This window comes from Pantoea sp. B_9 (assembly GCF_008632015.1).
Lineage (GTDB): Bacteria > Pseudomonadota > Gammaproteobacteria > Enterobacterales > Enterobacteriaceae > Pantoea > Pantoea dispersa.
Window position 1 is genome coordinate 838,069 of sequence record NZ_VWVL01000001.1, and the last position, 18,333, is coordinate 856,401.

An 18,333-nucleotide genomic window follows, 5' to 3' on the forward strand; every position below is an offset into this window, starting at 1 on the left:
TCGCCATTCCGGGCGACCTGAGTGATTACGCGTTCAGCGCTTTGGTGATCTTCTCGTACAGATCGCCGGACAGATTCTCCAGCCCTTTCAGCGTCTCCAGCGCCTGACGCATCAGCGCCTGACGGTCGGCATCATAACGCTTCAGACGAATCAGCGGCTCAATCATACGCGCTGCCACCTGCGGGTTGCGGCGGTTGAGATCGGTCAGCATCTCCACCAGGAACTGGTAGCCGCTGCCATCTTTGGCGTGGAAGGCTGCCGGGTTGGCCGAGGCAAACGCGCCAATCAATGAACGGATGCGGTTCGGGTTACCCATGGTGAACGAACGATGCGTCAGCAAGCTACGAACCTTGCTCAGCACGTCTGCCGCCGGGCTGGTGGCCTGCAACATAAACCACTTATCCATCACCAGACCATCCTGATGCCAGCGCTCGTCGTACGCCGCCAGCAGCGCATCACGGCACGGCAACTGCGCCGCCACCGCCGCAGACAGCGCGGCCAGCGCGTCGGTCATGTTGCTGGCTTTGTCGTACTGCGCCTGCACCAGTTTGCTGGCCTGCTCCGGGTCCGCAAACGCCAGATAGCTCAGGCAGACATTCTTCAGCGAGCGCTTGCCGATCTCGGCATGCTCGACTTTGTAGTCGCTGCTCTGGTTGGCGAGATACACCGCATAGAATTCATCGCTCAGCTCATTCGCCAGCGTGCGCACCAGCGCCGCGCGGACTGCGGCAATCGCCTGCGGGTCGATCACCTCGAACAACTCGGCGATCTCATTCTCTGACGGCAGCGACAGGATCAGCGCCATCAGCGCCGGATCGCCCTGCTCATCCAGCAGCACCGCGCGGAAAGCATCGGCGACGTGCAGCGGCAGCGACAGCGGCTGGCCCTGCTGATGGCGCGCCACGTTGAGGCGGATATACGTCGCCAGCAGGCTTTGCGCGGCATCCCAGCGCGAGAAGTCGTTGCGCGCGTGGCGCATCAGGAAAGTCAGCTGCGCATCGCTCCATTTATAGTCGAGCTTCACCGGTGCGGAGAATTCCCGCAGCAGCGACGGCACCGGCTGGAAATAGACGTTGTCGAAAATGAAGGTCTGGAACTCGTCGGTAACGTTCAGCACGTGATGAACCGGATGACCGTTGTGCTGCAACGGAATGACCTTGCCTTCACCGTCATACAGTTCGATATCCAGCGGAATGTGCAGCGGCAGCTTCTCTTTTTGATCGGCGGTCGGGGGCGTGTGCTGCGTGACGTGCAGCGTGTACTGCTCCAGCTCCGGGTTGTAGTCATCACGCACCGTCAACACCGGCGTGCCCGACTGACTGTACCAGCGGCGGAACTGTGACAAATCGACGTTGGAGGCATCTTCCATCGCCTGCACGAAATCATCACAGGTGGCGGCGCTGCCATCGTGACGCTCGAAATAGAGCTGCATCCCCTGCTGGAACTGCTCTTCACCCAGCAGCGTGTGCAGCATGCGAATCACTTCAGAACCCTTCTCATACACCGTCAGGGTGTAGAAGTTGTTCATTTCGATCACCTGATCCGGGCGGATCGGATGGGCCATCGGGCTGGCATCTTCGGCAAACTGCGCGCCGCGCATCACGCGCACATTATCAATACGGTTGACCGCGCGCGAGCCGAGATCGGAGCTGAACTCCTGATCGCGGAAGACCGTCAGCCCCTCTTTCAGGCTGAGCTGGAACCAGTCGCGGCAGGTCACGCGGTTGCCGGTCCAGTTGTGGAAATATTCGTGACCGATCACGGCTTCAATGCCGAGATAATCCTTGTCGGTGGCGGTTTCCGCTTTGGCCAGCACGTATTTGGAGTTGAAGACGTTGAGGCCTTTATTCTCCATCGCGCCCATGTTGAAGAAATCCACCGCGACGATCATAAAGATATCGAGGTCATATTCGAGGCCGAACCGCTCTTCGTCCCACTTCATGCTGGCTTTGAGCGAGGTCATCGCCCAGTCCGCACGGTCGAGGTTGCCGCGATCGACAAAAATTTCCAGCGCCACGTTACGGCCGGAACGGGTGGTAAAGCTATCGCGCAGCACATCGAAATCGCCGGCGACCAGCGCAAACAGGTAGCAGGGTTTCGGGAACGGATCCTGCCATTTCACCCAGTGACGCCCATCCTCGTGCTGACCGCTCTCCAGCTTGTTACCGTTGGACAGCAGGTACGGATAGCTAGCCGCGTCGGCGATCAGGGTAGTGGTGAAACGCGCCAGCACGTCCGGGCGATCGAGATACCAGGTGATATGCCGGAAGCCTTCGGCTTCACACTGGGTGCAGAGCGCCTCGCCGGATTTATACAGCCCTTCCAGCGCGGTGTTTTTATCCGGATGGATTTCATTAATGATGGTCAGGGTAAAGTTGTCCGGCAGCTGGCTGATGATCAGTGCGCCCTGCTCTTCGCGGTAGTGCGGCCACGGATTGCCATCCACCGCCAGCGACAGCAGCGTCAGCGCCTCACCGTCCAGACGCAGTTCAGCCTGCTGCGCGCCAAGGCGTTTTACCTGACTGACGGCGGTGACGCGCGTGGTCGCCGCATCAAGATCAAACGTCAGGTCGATATCGGTGATGGTGTAATCCGGCGCCCGGTAGTCGTGGCGATATTTAATTTGCGGCTGTTGCGTCATAAATCCTTCTCGCATCGTTAATATAGTCAACCCTCAGAGTCTAAGCGGGTTGCGCCCGGGTTGCCACGCACAATGCGTGCGTTGCGCCAAAAGTCTACAATTCATTAACAATGGCACAAATGACCCTCGACCTGTCACCTGCAATTATGGTGTGATCGCGGTGATTACTGTTTTATACTCCTGCGTCTTTATGACTTTGTTGAATACCGGGCTCTGCTCCGCGGAAGAGGATGCTGAAACGCACCATGACTGGACACGCTTCCCCGATTTTGACCACGCTGCTTGATACCGATGCCTATAAGCTTCACATGCAGCAGGCCGTTTATCATCGTTACTACGATGTCCCGGTAACGGCAGAATTTCGCTGCCGCAGCGATGAGCAGCTCGGCCAGTATGCCGACGCCATCCGCACGCACATTACTGCCATGCAATCTCTGGCGCTGAGCGATGACGAATATCGTTACCTCAGCAGCTTACCGTTTTTCCAGCAGGATTATCTCGACTGGCTGCGCCAGTTCCGCTTCGATGCCTCGCAGGTTGAGGTGCGCGACGATCACGGGCATCTGCGCATTCAGATTCGCGGCCCGTGGCGTGAAGTGATTCTGTGGGAAGTACCGCTGCTGGCGCTGATCAGCGAAGTGGTACACCGTCACCGGACGCCAGAAAGCGGCGCGGAACAGGCTGTGGCGCATCTGCAGCAGAAGCTGGTGCACTTCCGTGAGCAGGTAGGCGATCTCGATATGTCGCGCTTCCAGCTAATGGACTTTGGCACACGCCGTCGTTATTCGCGCGCGGTGCAGGAAGCGATTGTCAGCACGCTGAAAAACGAATTCCCGTGGCTGCTGGGCACCAGTAACTACGATCTGGCGCGCCGGTTGCAGCTTAACCCGGTCGGAACCCAGGCACATGAATGGTTCCAGGCGCATCAGCAGATCAGCCCGGTACTGGCCAACAGCCAGCGCGCGGCGCTGCAATCGTGGCTGGATGAGTACGATAACCAGCTCGGCATTGCCCTGACCGACTGCATCACGATGGACGCCTTCCTGCGTGATTTCGGCCCCGGTTTTGCCCATCGCTATCAGGGCCTGCGCCATGATTCGGGCGATCCGGTGGAGTGGGGAGAAAAAGCCATTGCGCATTATCAGCGGCTGAATATCGATCCGCTCAGCAAAACGCTGGTGTTCTCCGACAATCTCAATCTCAATAAAGCACTGGCGCTGTATCGGCATTTCGGTCAGCGCGCGAACGTGGTATTTGGCATCGGCACCCGCCTCACCTGCGATATTCCCGGCGTCACGCCTTTGAATATCGTGATCAAACTGGTGAGCTGCAACGGCAAACCGGTGGCCAAACTCTCCGACAGTCCCGGTAAAACCATCTGCCAGGATAAAGCCTTCGTGCGCGCCCTGCGCAAAGCCTTCGACCTGCCGCTGGTCAAACGCGCCAGCTAATTGGCCTGAGCAGGGTGCCTGCGCCCTGCTCTGCGCCAGAAAATCTCTTTATTCCCCGGCAATTTTGCTTGTTTCCTGGTGGCTCGCAAGTAACATAGCTAAACCCCGGAATGGGGCTTATTTCACTCCATCTTCATTTATATAGAGAGATTTTTATGAGCGTAGTGCCTGTAGCGGATGTACTGCACGGCCGTGTCGCGGTTGACAGTGAAGTCACCGTACGTGGTTGGGTACGTACCCGAAGAGATTCCAAAGCCGGTCTTTCCTTCATCGCCGTTTATGACGGTTCCTGCTTTAATCCCGTTCAGGCCGTCGTCAATAATTCTCTGAATAATTATCAGGATGAAGTGCTGCGTCTGACCACCGGCTGTTCGGTGATCGTCACCGGTAAAGTGGTGGAGTCGCCGGGTGAAGGCCAGGCATTCGAACTGCAGGCGACCCAGGTTGAAGTCACCGGCTGGGTGGACGATCCGGATACCTATCCGATGGCGGCTAAACGTCACAGCATCGAATACCTGCGCGAAGTGGCGCACCTGCGTCCGCGCACCAACATTGTCGGTGCCGTGGCACGCGTACGTCATACGCTGGCGCAGGCGCTGCATCGCTTCTTCCATGAAAACGGCTATTTCTGGGTCTCCACGCCGCTGATCACCGCCTCTGACACCGAAGGTGCCGGCGAGATGTTCCGCGTCTCAACGCTGGATCTGGAGAACCTGCCGCGCGACCCGCAGGGCAAAGTCGATTTCGATAAAGACTTCTTTGGTAAAGAGGCTTTCCTGACCGTTTCCGGCCAGCTGAACGCCGAGACCTATGCCTGTGCGCTGTCCAAAGTGTATACCTTTGGCCCGACGTTCCGTGCCGAAAACTCGAATACCAGCCGTCACTTAGCGGAATTCTGGATGCTGGAACCGGAAGTGGCGTTCGCTACGCTGGACGATGCGGCTGCCCTGGCGGAAGCGATGCTGAAGTACGTGTTTAAAGCGGTACTGGAAGAGCGCGCTGATGATATGGCGTTCTTCGCCGAGCGCGTCGATAAAGAGGCCATCGCCCGTCTGGAGCGCTTCATCACCACGGATTTCGCCCAGGTAGACTACACCGACGCCGTCGACATTCTGCTGAAAAGCGGCCAGAGCTTCGAGAACCCAGTGTCATGGGGCGTCGATCTCTCTTCCGAACACGAGCGTTATCTGGCGGAGAAACACTTTAAAGCGCCGGTGGTGGTGAAGAACTACCCGAAAGATATCAAAGCGTTCTACATGCGTATGAACGACGACGGCAAAACCGTGGCGGCGATGGACGTGCTGGCGCCGGGCATCGGTGAAATCATCGGCGGTTCCCAGCGTGAAGAGCGTCTTGATGTGCTGGATGCGCGCCTCGCTGAAATGGGCCTGAATAAGGAAGATTACTGGTGGTATCGTGACCTGCGTCGCTATGGCACCGTGCCGCATGCCGGCTTCGGTTTAGGTTTCGAACGTTTGATCGCCTATGTCACCGGCGTACAAAATGTAAGAGACGTTATCCCGTTCCCACGCACGCCACGTAACGCGAATTTCTAGGATTTAAGATTAAATATAAGAAATTCATATATATATTGAGGTCGGCCCTGCCGGCCTTTTTTTATTTTTGTAAATTTTGAGTTCTCTCACAAAGTTCCCGATATTTTACAAATTGTAATACAATTTTGCTTTTTGATACGTAATTACGAGAATTGAATCATTTTCGGGCTAGAATTAGCAACCCCGTGATGGAAAGATGCGTGCAGACACAGGAGACATCAAACTTCTTTCAAGGTTCCCGTAAAGGTTTCTTGACGGCAGTGGCAGATGTCCAAATAACTCCAATGAGGGTAATAAATAATGATGAAGCGCAACATTCTTGCAGTGGTTATCCCTGCTCTGTTAGCTGCCGGCGCAGCAAACGCAGCAGAAATTTATAATAAAGACGGCAACAAACTGGACCTCTACGGTAAAGTTGATGCGCGTCATCAGTTCTCTGACAACGCTGGTGATGACGGCGACAAATCTTATGTTCGTTTTGGCTTTAAGGGTGAAACTCAGATTACCGACCAGCTGACCGGTTACGGCCAGTGGGAATACAACATTCAGGCTAACGTGACTGAGAACCAGGGCACCGAAGGCTCTAAAACTCGTCTGGGCTTTGCCGGTCTGAAATTTGGTGATGCAGGCTCCTTCGACTACGGCCGTAACTACGGTGTTCTGTACGACGCAATGTCTTACACTGACCAGCTGCCAGTATTCGGTGACGATACCCTGTATCAGGACAACGACAACTTCATGGTTGGTCGTTCAAACGGTCTGGCTACCTACCGTAACAGCAACTTCTTCGGTCTGGTTGATGGTCTGAGCTTTGCCGTGCAGTATCAGGGCAAAAACGAAGGCCGTGACGTCCTGAACCAGAATGGCGACGGCTGGGGTTCTTCTGTAGCGTATGACACCGGTATGGGCATCAGCGCTGTAGGTGCATACTTCTCTTCTGACCGTACCGATGCACAGGTTCTTGATGGCAACGGCGACAAAGCTGACGCTTACGGTTTCGGTCTGAAATATGACGCGAACAACGTATACCTGGCTGCATTCTACGGTGAATCACGTAACACCACTCCTTACGGTGGCACCAACACCCAGACTGCTAACAAAGTTCAGGCTTTCGAAGTGGTTGCTCAGTACCAGTTCGACTTCGGTCTGCGTCCATCCATCGCTTACCTGCAGTCTAAAGGTAAGGACCTGAGCGGCGCGACTGGCAACGGTTCAACCTTCGCTGGCGGCGATGCTGACCTGGTTAAATACATCGAAGTGGGTACCTATTACTACTTCAACAAAAACATGTCCACCTATGTTGACTACAAAATCAACCTGCTGGACGACAACGACTTTACCCGTGCGAAGGGCATCAGCACCGACGACGTGGTTGGCGTTGGCCTGGTTTACCAGTTCTAATCTGCCGATTCGAACTGCGTAACACCTCAGAAACGGAGCCTTCGGGCTCCGTTTTGCATTTCAGTGATCGGGCTCCCGATTAGCGCCATTACTTTATACGCCACAGTTATTTCTTTTTTATGTCAGCGGTTGGCAAGCGTTGCGTCTGACGTTAACCTGATAGCTCATTTTGCTAAAGTTCACCCTAACGGAACTGACTCATGTTTGAATCAATCTTTGCCGCACCAGCCGATCCTATTCTGGGACTGGCTGACCTGTTTCGCGCCGACGACCGCCCGAATAAAATCAATCTTGGCATTGGTGTTTATAAAGATGAAACCGGCAAAACGCCGGTGCTGACCAGTGTGAAAAAAGCTGAGCAGTATCTGCTGGAGAACGAGACCACCAAAAACTACCTCAGCATTGATGGTCTGGCTGATTTCGCGCGCTGCACGCAGGAACTGCTGTTTGGCAAAGAGAACGCGCTGATTAGCGCTGGCCGCGCCTGCACCGCGCAGACGCCGGGCGGCACCGGTGCGCTGCGCGTCGCCGCGGATTTCCTCGCTACGCAAACCAACGTCAAACGCGTCTGGGTGAGCAATCCCAGCTGGCCGAACCACAAAAACGTGTTCAACGCCGCCGGTCTGGAAGTGTGTGATTACCAGTATTACGATGCGGCGACCCACAGCCTCGACTTCGACGGCATGCTGGCCTCGCTGCAGGAAGCGCAGGCGGGCGACGTGGTGCTGTTCCACGGCTGCTGCCATAACCCGACCGGTATCGATCCTACCGCTGACCAGTGGCAACAGCTGGCGCAGCTGTCGCTGGAGAAAGGCTGGCTGCCACTGTTCGATTTCGCCTACCAGGGCTTCGCACGCGGTCTGGATGAAGATGCTGAAGGCCTGCGCATTTTCGCCGCATCCCATCAGGAACTGATCGTCGCCAGCTCCTACTCGAAAAACTTTGGTCTGTACAACGAGCGTGTCGGTGCGCTGACGCTGGTAGCGGCAACTGCCGACGTGGCGAAGACAGCATTCAGCCAGGTGAAATACAGCATCCGCGCCAACTACTCTAACCCGCCTTCGCACGGTGCTGCCGTGGTCGCCACCATTCTCGGTAACGACGCGCTGCGTACCATCTGGGTGCAGGAGCTGACCGACATGCGCCAGCGCATTCAGCGCATGCGCCAGCTGTTTGTGAATACCCTGGCGGAGAAAGGCGCACAGCGCGATTTCAGCTTCATCATCAAACAGAACGGCATGTTCTCGTTCAGCGGTCTGACCAAAGATCAGGTGGTGCGTCTGCGTGAAGAGTTTGGCGTGTATGCGGTGAATTCCGGTCGCGTTAACGTGGCAGGCATGACGCCGGATAATATGTCGGCACTGTGCGAAGCGATAGTCGCCGTGCTGTGACCAACGAAAAATGGGCCTGATGGCCCATTTTTTTTATTGCAGGAAAGGATTACTGACGCGCTCGTGGCCGAGGGTGGAAATCGGGCCATGGCCGGGGACAAACGTCACATCATCACCCAGCGGCAGAAGTTTATCCCGGATGGCCGCGATCAGATCGCTGTGGCTGCCCTGCGGAAAATCGGTGCGTCCGACGCCACCGTTAAAAATCACATCACCTGAGATCAGCAGACGGCCAGCACGATCAAAGAACACGATATGGCCAGGCGTATGCCCTGGACAATGCAGCACTTCCAGCGTCACGTTGCCCAGCTGTACCGTTTCGCCCTCTTCCAGCCAGCGATCTGGCATCAGCGGCGCGCACTCCGGCAAACCAAACATCCGACTTTGAGTGGGCAGGTTATCCAGCCAGAAGGCATCGGCTGGCTGCGGCCCGACGATCGGCACCTGATAGTGCTGCGCCAGTTCGGCAGCAGCACCGACGTGATCGAGATGGCCGTGGGTCAGCAGGATTTGCGACGGCGTTAAGCCTCGCTCCGCCAGCACAGCAATAATGGTTTCGGCATCGCCGCCGGGATCAACCAGCGCAGCCTGTTGCGTCTCGTCATCCCAGATAACGGAACAGTTCTGTGAAAAGGCGGTGACCGGAATAATCAGGTAATTCATAGCGCTCCATGACCGACACACGCAGCGCTGCCGGTATCAGGACCAGTGCCTTGCAGGCCCGGTATCAATGTGTACGAAGTTGCTGCGCGGGTAATATCCTACACCACCGGCGCGCATAGATAACGCCGCTTTGCGAACATTGCTCAGAGAAATGCCCTCAATGTGGAAATCCATCGCCTGCCCTTTGGTGTGATAGCTGTGTTTAGCCACGCCAGGGCCCGATTCACGCAGCATATTATTGGTCGCCAGCGTACGGTAGCCGGAGATCAGCTGCACCGGTTTGCGCGTGTTGAGCAGCGTCTGCAAACGATACAGCTGGTCAAACAGATGTGGATCGATGTGTTTAACCTGATTGGCGCGGTAATCACGGAAGAAGTGGTTTAAGCGAGCTAACTCATCCTTGTCATAACTCTTACCGTTAAAAAACTCAGTTTTGAGGGTTTCACCGGTATGCATGTTACTGAGCGTTAATACCCGGGGGCGGGAGGTGGAAACTGACGCCAGCGCTGCACCCGGCAGCAGTGACAATCCAGCCGCTGCGCCACCCAGCAGCAATAAACGACGACGTTGAGAATCAAAATTAGCCATGAAGCGGGGTTACCTAATCTAAAACGATAAAAATATGTGCAAAAAGTACACAAGGCCGAACAGTAACCGCAGCCTGGAGAGCAGTCAACCCGCAATCTGTCACAGAATGCGCAAAACCGGTCTGAAATCAATTTTCCAGACCGGTCTTGCCATTTTCTTTGAGGGAAGGATAACAGGGAAATCAACGCTTAGAGCAGCAGCTGCCCCGCTTTGGTCAGCACCTGGCTGCCGGAGCGCGCCGGGTTATCATAATTGTAAATATCTGTACGATACTGCGGCTGGCCATCATCCGCCACCCAGGCCGTAAGATAGTAGAGATTAACCGGAATGCGATGGCGAATCGGCACGTAGCGCGTATCGCCCTGCTTCAGCGTGTCAGAGATACGGCTGTCGTTCCAGCCCGCATCCTGCAATAGCAGATCGGCCAGTTCAGAAGCTTTGTTAACGCGCACGCAGCCGGAGCTGAGCGCACGGATATCACGCTGGAACAGGCCATGGTTCGGCGTGTCGTGCAGATAAATCGCGTCTGAACTCGGCATGTTGAATTTATAGCGGCCCAGCGAGTTGCTGGCACCCGGCGCCTGACGAATGCGATACGGGAAACTGGCGGCGGACACCATGTGCCAGTCAATCATCGACGGATCAATCACTTCCGCATCGGCGCTCCAGCCCGATAGCAGCGTGTAGCCGTGCTTATACAGATAGCTCGGATCCTGCTTCACCTTCGGCACGATATCCTGGCGCACCAGCGTGGTGGGCACGTTCCACGGTGGATTGAGCACCACATTATTGAGCGCGCTGCGCATCAGCGGCGTTTTGCGGTCCGGACGACCGACAATCACCCGCGAGGACAGAATGGTATTGCCGTTGTTGTAGTAGGTCAGGGAATAGTTGGGAATATTCACCATGATGCCGTTGTGCATGTCATCCGGCAGCAAACGCAGACGCTGGATATTCAGCGCCAGCAGCGCCGCACGCATCTGCGGGGAAACATTCAGCCACTCGCGGGTACGCGGGCCGATGGCACCGTCGTCGGCCAGTCCCTGCCAGTGCTGGAAGCGTTTTACCCCCTCCACCAGCGTGTTGTCGTAAACATTATTGCTGGCAGCCGGGGTGACCGTGCTGATGTTGCCGCTGGCCTGCGGAACCTGCGCCGGCAGATCGCTGACGCTGGTGGCCGACGGACTGACGGCCACGGGCTGATCGCTCTGACTCACCGGCTGCGGCGCCGTCGGGACGGCATCGTCGGCTGGCGTGGGCGTCGCGCTGTGCGTGCCGGTCAGCATCCCGGTGCGCTGCAGAATCTCACGCAGCGCCGGCACATCATCGCTGATCTGCCCCGGGCGCAGCGTGCCCTTATCGCGCAGCTGCGGCCACGGCCGGTTATCGGTCAGCAACGCTTTTAACGCACTGTGCATCGGTGCGTACTGCGGATGCTGCGGCTGCAGCGACACCACAAAGGCGCGGCTGCCGCCGCCGTTCACCGCGTTCTGCCACTGATTAATGGCGGAGAGTGACGGCATGGTCAGTTTGTACGGCACATTGCTGTACAGCCAGGTTTCGCCCTGGGTTGGTACGTTAGCGACAAACTGCAGATAGCCAAGCATGGCGTCGCTTAGCACCACGTCCCGCGCGAAGCCTTTAATATCCGGATTGGTGAGCAACTCTACCCAGCGGGTAAACTGCGGCTGTACGCCGGAGAGCGCCACTTCTGCCAGCTGCTGCTGGAAAGCCTGCACGGCGTCGCGATCCTGCCACAGCGGCGCCATGTTGCGTGCCGCATAGATGCCGGCGAGGCCGGGCAGATAAAAGGGTCGTTCGCTGGGGCTAAATGCCTGCTGAATTTGCTGCTGGCTGGCAGCCACTGACAGCGTGCTGTGCGGCAGCGCGCCGACGTCTGCCGCCTGGCTGATAGCCAGTGGTGCCGCCATCAGTGACAAACTGAGTGCTATTGCAGCACGATTAACTCTGCTCTTCTTGTTCAGCAACATCCCTGCCCCCTTCTTACCAAAGACACAGCATCCTGAAAACGCCGTGTACCGCCTGTACTCTTATGATTGAGTATAAAATAAAAAACGGCATCCGCCTCGCAGGGCCGATGCCGTTTACAGATTAACCGCAGCCTGAATTTTTAACCAGATTTGCTGCTAGCTATTTTCAGTGGCCACGCCTGCGCCGGGATTTTCCTGTTTCACCGGCGTCGGATCGGCGGAGAAACCGCGCAGTCCGACCACGTGCACATGCTCCGTATTGTTAAAGACTTTACGTACCAGCTTATAAGTGGTGCCTTTTTCCGGACTGATATTCTCCGGCGCGGCGATCACCAGCTGCATTTCCAGACGCTCGCACAGTTCGAACAGCGTGGCGATGGAGCGCGCATCAAGACGCGCGGCTTCATCGAGGAACAGCAGGCGACACGGTGAAATATCTTTACCGCGCAGACGCCGTGACTCCTCTTCCCAGCTCTGCACCACCATCACCAGAATCGACATACCGGTACCGATCGCTTCACCGGTCGACAGCGCCCCGCTTTCGGCACGCAGCCAGCCGTCTGAGCCGCGGTTCACTTCCACTTCCATCTCAAGGTAGTTGCGGTAGTCGAGCAGCTCTTCACCGATGGTCTGCGCCGTGCGCTGGCCCATATCAATCTGCGGATTGAGACGCTGATACAGCTTCGCCAGCGCTTCCGAGAACGTGAGGCGATTGCTGGTAAACAGATCCTGATGCTGTTCATGCTCTTCCGACAGCGTATCCAGCAGCATGGAGTGCGTTTCGCGTACGTTGACGTTCAGCCGCACGCTGCGCACCTGGCCAAAGCTCACCGCCTGCAAGCCCTGGTTCAGCTGACGGATGCGGTTCTGCTCGCGCTGAATGGTTTTGCGGATGATATTGGCCGCACTGCGCGAGCTGATCGCCAGCGTCTGCTCACGCGCCGTCAGCTCTTCGGTCAGGCGGTTCAGCTCAATCTCCATCTGCTCGATGGCTTCAACCGGATCGTCGGTACGAATAATGTCCTGACGGATACGTTCACGCAGATGCTGATAGACGGCGATAAAGAACTGAATCTTGCGCTCCGGCCGTTTTGGATCTTCCGACATGCGCAGCACATCGCGCAGGTGTTCATTATCCGCAACCGCCAGGCGCAGCGCACCGAGCGCCTTATCCGACATCGAGCGCAGCTCGTCACCGCTCAGGTAAGCCAGTTCGCGGCGATGCAGACGGCGCTCGACGCCGTTCTCTTTCACCAGACGCAGTACGGTGCACCAGCCCGCTTTGGCGCTGACCACCTGCTCACGCATCAGATGATAATCGCGCTCCAGCTTGCGCAGTTTCTTCTGCAGGCTATCCATTTCGGCTTCGCAGAAGGTGAGCTGTTTCTCCAGCTGATTGCGACGCGCACGGTTGTGGCTGAGCGCCGTGTAGAGTTCGTCACGCCGGCTGCGCGCACGCTCCTCGGCGCTGGCATCGGCGTGCACGCCAATATCCTGCATCTCCTGCTGCAACTCTTTCAGCATGTCGCGCTTGGCGTCGTACGAACTCTTCAGCGATGCCAGCACCTGGGAATACTGCGTCAGCTGCGCCTGATGTTCGCGCAGGCGTTCGCGCGCGCGGCTGCGTTCGCCTTCCGCCTGCTCCAGACGCTGGCGCAGTTTTTCGTTGAGATCGCTGTTACCGGTCAGCATGCCGGCCGAATCTTCATAGCTGAAGTGCGCGCGGCGCTGCACCACTTCGGTCAGGGCAAATGCCTGCTGACGCGCTTCGCGCTGCTGCTGCTGCGCCTGCTGATAGTCACGCGTCAGCTGTTCGTGCTGCTGCGGATCGCTCTGCAGCACCGCCACCAGCGGCTCCAGTTTGCTGAGTTTCGCGCCGTGCTGATGCAGGAAGCGCGCGGCTTCCTGGGCTTCTTCCACCCGCTCACGAATCTCTTCGCAGCGGTCGGCCAGCGAGTCGTCAAGCAACAGGTTAACGCGCGGCAGCAGGCGGTTGAGCTGCGCCACACCCTCTTTTGCCTGCTCGAACTGAGCACGCTGCTGCTGATTGTCATTCTCGTGCTGCGCCAGCGCACGCTCCAGCTCGCCACGACGGCTGTTAAGCTGCCGCATCTGCGCTTCCGGATCTTCGTCGAAAGCCACCGCCAGGTGGCTGCCGATAAAGCGGCTAAACGACTGATGCAGACGCTGGGTTTTCTGCACGTCAAATGACAGCGTGGCAAAACGTTCGGCCAGCTGATCGCGCTCATTGTTCAACAGCTCCAGCTGATTTTCCCGCGCCGCGCGACCAAACAGCGGCACTTTCGGGAAGCGCGAATAACGCCACTGGCGCTCCGCCACTTTAACGACGACCGCATTTTCCAGCTCGTCAACGCTAAAGACGCTGTCATCAAACGACTGCGGATCGCCTTCGATCAGATAGAGATCTTCCGGACACTCTTCAAGGCCGTCGAGCATCTCGCGCACCAGCGACAGGTCCGGTACCACAATGGCGTGACGCGATGGGCCATACAGCGCGGAGAAGTACGGCGCATCATCCAGCGTCACATCATCGTAAATTTCTGACAGCAGCACGCCGCCAAACCGCTCCGCCAGCTGGGTCAGGCGCGCATCTTCCGCGCCGCCCGGCTGGCTGAGTCGCGCAATCTGCTGCTCGACTTCACGCTTGCGCGCCGCCACTTCATCACGCTCGACGGTGGTTTCACGCTCGCGCTCCAGCAGCTGCTGCATATATTCGGTGATCTGCTGGCTGCTGCTCAGCGTCTGGCCGGTCTGCTCGCTCAGCTGGGTGAGAATCTCCTGCGCCGCCAGCCAGTGCGGCGCCCGCGCGGTCAGCGTAGTGATGCGCTCGCGCAGCTGCTCCAGCTCCTGGCGCATCAGCATGCGGCGTTCACCGGCGTCGGCCACGCTTTCGTTCAGCTGCTCTATCTGCGCTTCCAGTTCACGCTGCAGGCCTTCCAGCGCGTCAGCGTCATAATGCTGGCCCTGACGTTTACAGAAGTCGGCCAGCAGACGTTCGGCGTCATGCTGCTCGCGCAGGCGGGTTTCCAGTTCGTTGAGACGCAGACGCAGCGAAGAGAGCTGTTCGGCATGATGGCGCTGGTTAGCGGCATCGCGCAGCAATTCGCGCCCGACCAGCCACGCATCCTGCCGGCTTACCTCGCCGGCAATGCTGGTGACCAGCGCCAGCGCCTGTTCAAACTGGCTGTGCGCCGCTTCCGCCACGCTCAGCTTCTGCTCCAGGCGCAGCAGCCGTTCGGTGGCCTCTTCTTCGCGCGCCTGGAAGGTTTCCTGCCACTCTGCGGCGTTGTCGATGGTGAGGTCCGGCAGTTGGCACTGCGCCCGCGCTTTTTCCAGCGCCTGCAACGCCTGCTGATACTGGATGGCGCGGGTTTGCTGCACATCAAGCGCCTGCTGAAAATCGGCCAGCTGGCTTTTCAGCTCGTCGACTTCAATTTCCGCCGCTTCAGCGCGCGCTTCGTTCTCTTCCTGCACCTCACGCGCTTCGGCCACCACTTCATTCTGCTCTTCGAGACGATAAGTCAGCTCTTCCAGATCGGCGTCGTAACGCGCGATCTTCTCCTGCTGACGCATCGCCGTCTGGACCAGATTAAGGTGATCGCTCGCCGCCTGATAATCGGTTTCCAGATCGCTCTCTGCGCCGTTGTGCTCAGAGAGTTCGCGCGCCATTTCGATGTGACGATACTGTTCCGATGCCAGCTGATTGCGACTGGTGAACAGCTCGTTACGCAGCTGCAGCGCACCGTCAAGATGGATGCGACGCTCGTTGGCGTGGCGCATGTAGTCGGCAGAAACGTAGCTGGTGGCTTCAGAGATCAGATGCTTAAACAGATCGCGGTCCGACTGCGTGACGCGAATTGCTTCCAGCGTCATGCGGTTTTCGCGCAGCGCCGCTTCCATATCCTGGAACGCTTTACGCACGCCGCCGTTTTCCGGCAGCAGGTAATCGCGCAGCGAGCGGGTAATGGCGCTGGAGATACCGCCATACAGCGAGGCTTCGATCAGACGGTAGAATTTGCTGCGATCGCCGGCGGTGCGCAGGCGACGCGGCACTACGCCGAGCTCAAACATCATGGCGTGGTAGTCCGTGACCGAGCTGAACTGGCGGAACTGCACGCCCTCCTGCGCTTCCACCCGTTCCTTCACTTCTGCCAGCGGCAGCACGCGCGCCTGACGGCTACCGAGAATTTCGGTCAGCATATCGGTTGGTAGCGTATCGGTCGGCAGCCCGTGAATACTGAACGGCTTGATGTCGACTTTCTTATCGCGTCCGGCTACCTGCTGCAGGCGCACGCCAGCCACCACGCGCTGATGGCGCGAGTTGACCACGTCCAGCACCGCATAGCAGACGCCCGCGCGCAGTTTGCCGTGCAGGCCCTTATCGCGCGAGCCGGACGTGGCACCGGCTTCGGTGGTGTTACGGAAATGCAGCAGGGTTAAGTCCGGGATCAGTGCCGTAACAAACGCCGCCATGGTGGTCGATTTACCGGCACCGTTACCGCCGGACAGCGTGGTGACCAGCTCATCCAGATCAAAGGTGCGGGCAAAGAAACCGTTCCAGTTGATCAGCGTGAGCGATCGAAATTTACCGCGTTCAATCATGCCTGTTCATCCTCCGCGCGCTCGCTCGCGTCGTGTTCGCTGTCATTTTCTGCCTCGTCGCTCTCACTGGCGACCGGTGCGTTCTCCAGCGTCATCGCTTCACCGTCACGAATCAGGCGCAGCTGCGCTTCACGTGCGTCGTCACCGCTGCGCACATCCGCACCAAAGCGGAAAACGGACTCCATGATGCGGAACTTGCTGCTGTCGTTGCCCATAAACCACACCATGCCGAGACGGCGCAGACGGCTGAGCGACGCACGCATCTTCTCCTGCAGTTTGGCGCGATCCAGGTCCGATCCGGTGGAGCGCTGGTTAACCAGCTTCAGCAACCTGCTTTCATCCGCCAGCGACAGCAGCTCGTCGTACAGCTCCTGCTGGGTGAAAATGCCCTCGTTGGCCAGCCGCTCCGGGCTCAGGTAGAGATAACAGAGAATTTTACCCACCATCATGTCGAGCTCGGACAGCACCGAGCGCGGGATCAGCGTGGTTGAACGCGGACGCAGATAGAAAAACCCTTCCGGTGCGCGGATCAGCTCAACGTTGTAGCGCGCATAGAACTCTTCCAGAAACGGCTGGTAATCCATCAGAAAAGCGTGATTATCCAGCTCTTCAATACCAATGTGGCGGCCGGCGCGTAACTGGCTATCGAGCGCGGGAAAAATCGGGTTTGCCAGTGCCAGCGCCAGTTTGACCGGCATCACTTGTTCAATATTTGTCGATGACATGTGCCTGCACCTTGGCTCCGTAATCATTAATGGTCTGCCATTCCGCAGGCAGACCGGCTAAATCGGCTTCGGCCACGCCGAGTCGCACCGCCTGATCGATGACGATGCGTGCGAGGTCGAAGTGGCGCGCGCGGGGATACTGCGCCAGATAGTCACGCATCACCGTGGCGAGATGCAGCGGCTTCTGCTGCTGCTTGTAAATCTGCAGCGCTTCTTCAATCATCGCCGCCAGCTGCTCGCGGATTTCGTTAAACTCTTCGTACTCCATCTCCGGCGGCAGTTCGCCCATCACCTCGTCGTTACGCAGCGTCATCTCTTCATCGCGCATGTCATACAGACGGTCGGCATTGGCGTAGGTCAGCGCCCACGGCTGATCGAAATAGTTCTGCACCGACTGGCGTAAACGCTGCGCGAACACGCGGTTTTTATCCATGTCGATGGCGGTACGAATAAATTTGTGCACGTGGCGGTCGTAACCGATCCACAGATCGATGGCCTGCTGGCCCCAGCTGATAATGCGATCGAGCTTGTTTTGCAGGTCAAACACCAGCTTGTCGACGAAACCCAGATCCGGGCTGCTCAGCGTGGCGTCCTGAATTCGCAGCAGGTTAGCCTGCAGCTTGTCGCCTGCCGCTTCCAGCGTATCCTGCAGTTCGCGCAGCGTGCCGGAGGTCTCCGACAGCAGCAGCTCACAGCTGGAGATGGCCGCGCGCCAGTCTTTATTCAGCAGATCGGCGATATCGCTTTTTACCGCCTGCTGCTGTTCGTCCATCAGGCGCTGCGTCATGTCGATGCTGTCGAAGATTTCCGCGACCGAATATTTCAGCGGCGCAAAGACGTTGCGGTGCCAGTGAAATTCGTCGCCATCTTCCTCGGCGGCGTCGGCGGCGCGCTTCAGCTCCTGCGCAACAATCGACAGCTGCATCGACAGGCGCAGCGTGGAAAATTCGCGCTGGCGGATATAATAGTCGGTGATGCCGATCGCCAGTGGCGTCAGACGATAGATGGCGTGACCTTCGGTCAGCTCGCTGGTAAAACGGTTAAGCAGGCGCTGACGCACCATGTCGTTGATGGCGTTGTTGGCACGGACCTGAACGGTTTCGTGGGTTTGTTCAAACGCTTTGCTGACGTGACGAAAGGCGTCAATCAGCTCACCTTCACTCATCTCGCCGTCCATGCGCTCCCCGTTGAGGGTGGCGATGGCCAGCAAAAACGCCAGACGTTCTACCGGCAGCGCAAGGGAAAAGTCATTCTTGCGCGCCCATGCCACCAGTTCGGGGACCGTCTGGGAAAATTCGCTCAT

The 18,333-nt window shown here is 57.8% G+C and carries 11 protein-coding genes; 4 read left to right on the forward strand and 7 right to left on the reverse strand.

Annotation, left to right across the window (positions count from 1 at the left end; translation table 11 throughout):
• Positions 1-25 precede the first annotated feature (25 nt).
• The gene (gene pepN, locus F3I21_RS04065; protein WP_150058380.1) at positions 26-2,641 is read right to left on the reverse strand and encodes an aminopeptidase N; all 2,616 of its coding nucleotides are present in this window, start codon (positions 2,639-2,641) and stop codon (positions 26-28) included.
• Between the two features lie 245 nt (positions 2,642-2,886).
• Here pepN and pncB point away from each other — a divergent pair, with 245 nt between their 5' ends.
• The 4 genes from pncB (at position 2,887) to F3I21_RS04085 (ending at position 8,440) form a co-directional block, all read left to right on the forward strand.
• Positions 2,887-4,092 (forward strand): nicotinate phosphoribosyltransferase, encoded by a 1,206-nt coding sequence (gene pncB / locus F3I21_RS04070; protein WP_190286069.1) that lies wholly within the window; start codon positions 2,887-2,889, stop codon positions 4,090-4,092.
• 155 nt (positions 4,093-4,247) lie between these two features.
• Entirely contained in the window at positions 4,248-5,648 is a 1,401-nt protein-coding gene (asnS, locus tag F3I21_RS04075) for an asparagine--tRNA ligase (RefSeq protein ID WP_031279853.1), read from the forward strand.
• Between the two features lie 300 nt (positions 5,649-5,948).
• Positions 5,949-7,049 carry a porin OmpC gene (gene ompC / locus F3I21_RS04080; protein WP_274526761.1) on the forward strand — a complete coding sequence of 367 codons (1,101 nt, stop codon included), beginning with the start codon at positions 5,949-5,951 and terminating at the stop codon, positions 7,047-7,049.
• Between the two features lie 200 nt (positions 7,050-7,249).
• Positions 7,250-8,440 (forward strand): amino acid aminotransferase, encoded by a 1,191-nt coding sequence (locus tag F3I21_RS04085; RefSeq protein WP_150058382.1) that lies wholly within the window; start codon positions 7,250-7,252, stop codon positions 8,438-8,440.
• Positions 8,441-8,473: 33 nt separating this feature from the next.
• On the opposite strand, the gene F3I21_RS04090 is transcribed toward F3I21_RS04085, so the two are convergent.
• The 6 genes from F3I21_RS04090 to mukF form a co-directional block, all read right to left on the reverse strand.
• The gene (locus tag F3I21_RS04090) at positions 8,474-9,103 is read right to left on the reverse strand and encodes an MBL fold metallo-hydrolase (RefSeq protein ID WP_150058383.1); all 630 of its coding nucleotides are present in this window, start codon (positions 9,101-9,103) and stop codon (positions 8,474-8,476) included.
• A gap of 36 nt (positions 9,104-9,139) precedes the next feature.
• Entirely contained in the window at positions 9,140-9,691 is a 552-nt protein-coding gene (locus F3I21_RS04095; protein ID WP_031279855.1) for a YcbK family protein, read from the reverse strand.
• A gap of 188 nt (positions 9,692-9,879) precedes the next feature.
• Complete coding sequence (gene ldtD, locus F3I21_RS04100; RefSeq protein WP_058757755.1) at positions 9,880-11,682, reverse strand: L,D-transpeptidase; 1,803 nt, start codon at positions 11,680-11,682, stop codon at positions 9,880-9,882.
• 156 nt (positions 11,683-11,838) lie between these two features.
• Positions 11,839-16,305, reverse strand: coding sequence for a chromosome partition protein MukB (gene mukB, locus F3I21_RS04105; RefSeq protein ID WP_150058384.1), 4,467 nt, complete (start codon positions 16,303-16,305; stop codon positions 11,839-11,841).
• Positions 16,302-17,030 carry a chromosome partition protein MukE gene (mukE, locus tag F3I21_RS04110; protein ID WP_031279857.1) on the reverse strand — a complete coding sequence of 243 codons (729 nt, stop codon included), beginning with the start codon at positions 17,028-17,030 and terminating at the stop codon, positions 16,302-16,304. The genes mukB and mukE overlap by 4 nt, the downstream gene beginning before the upstream one ends.
• Positions 17,011-18,333: a chromosome partition protein MukF gene (gene mukF, locus F3I21_RS04115; RefSeq protein WP_058757757.1), complete on the reverse strand. Its 1,323-nt coding sequence runs from the start codon at positions 18,331-18,333 to the stop codon at positions 17,011-17,013. The genes mukE and mukF overlap by 20 nt, the downstream gene beginning before the upstream one ends.

Bases quoted from the DNA above. Each gene is read 5' to 3' on its own strand.
- pepN (WP_150058380.1), bottom strand. From the start codon at position 2,641: ATGACGCAACAGCCGCAAATTAAATATCGCCACGACTACCGGGCGCCG.
- mukE (WP_031279857.1), bottom strand. From the start codon at position 17,030: ATGTCATCGACAAATATTGAACAAGTGATGCCGGTCAAACTGGCGCTG.
- F3I21_RS04095 (WP_031279855.1), bottom strand. From the start codon at position 9,691: ATGGCTAATTTTGATTCTCAACGTCGTCGTTTATTGCTGCTGGGTGGC.
- ldtD (WP_058757755.1), bottom strand. From the start codon at position 11,682: ATGTTGCTGAACAAGAAGAGCAGAGTTAATCGTGCTGCAATAGCACTC.
- mukF (WP_058757757.1), bottom strand. From the start codon at position 18,333: ATGAGCGAATTTTCCCAGACGGTCCCCGAACTGGTGGCATGGGCGCGC.
- ompC (WP_274526761.1), top strand. From the start codon at position 5,949: ATGATGAAGCGCAACATTCTTGCAGTGGTTATCCCTGCTCTGTTAGCT.
- asnS (WP_031279853.1), top strand. From the start codon at position 4,248: ATGAGCGTAGTGCCTGTAGCGGATGTACTGCACGGCCGTGTCGCGGTT.
- F3I21_RS04090 (WP_150058383.1), bottom strand. From the start codon at position 9,103: ATGAATTACCTGATTATTCCGGTCACCGCCTTTTCACAGAACTGTTCC.
- mukB (WP_150058384.1), bottom strand. From the start codon at position 16,305: ATGATTGAACGCGGTAAATTTCGATCGCTCACGCTGATCAACTGGAAC.
- F3I21_RS04085 (WP_150058382.1), top strand. From the start codon at position 7,250: ATGTTTGAATCAATCTTTGCCGCACCAGCCGATCCTATTCTGGGACTG.
- pncB (WP_190286069.1), top strand. From the start codon at position 2,887: ATGACTGGACACGCTTCCCCGATTTTGACCACGCTGCTTGATACCGAT.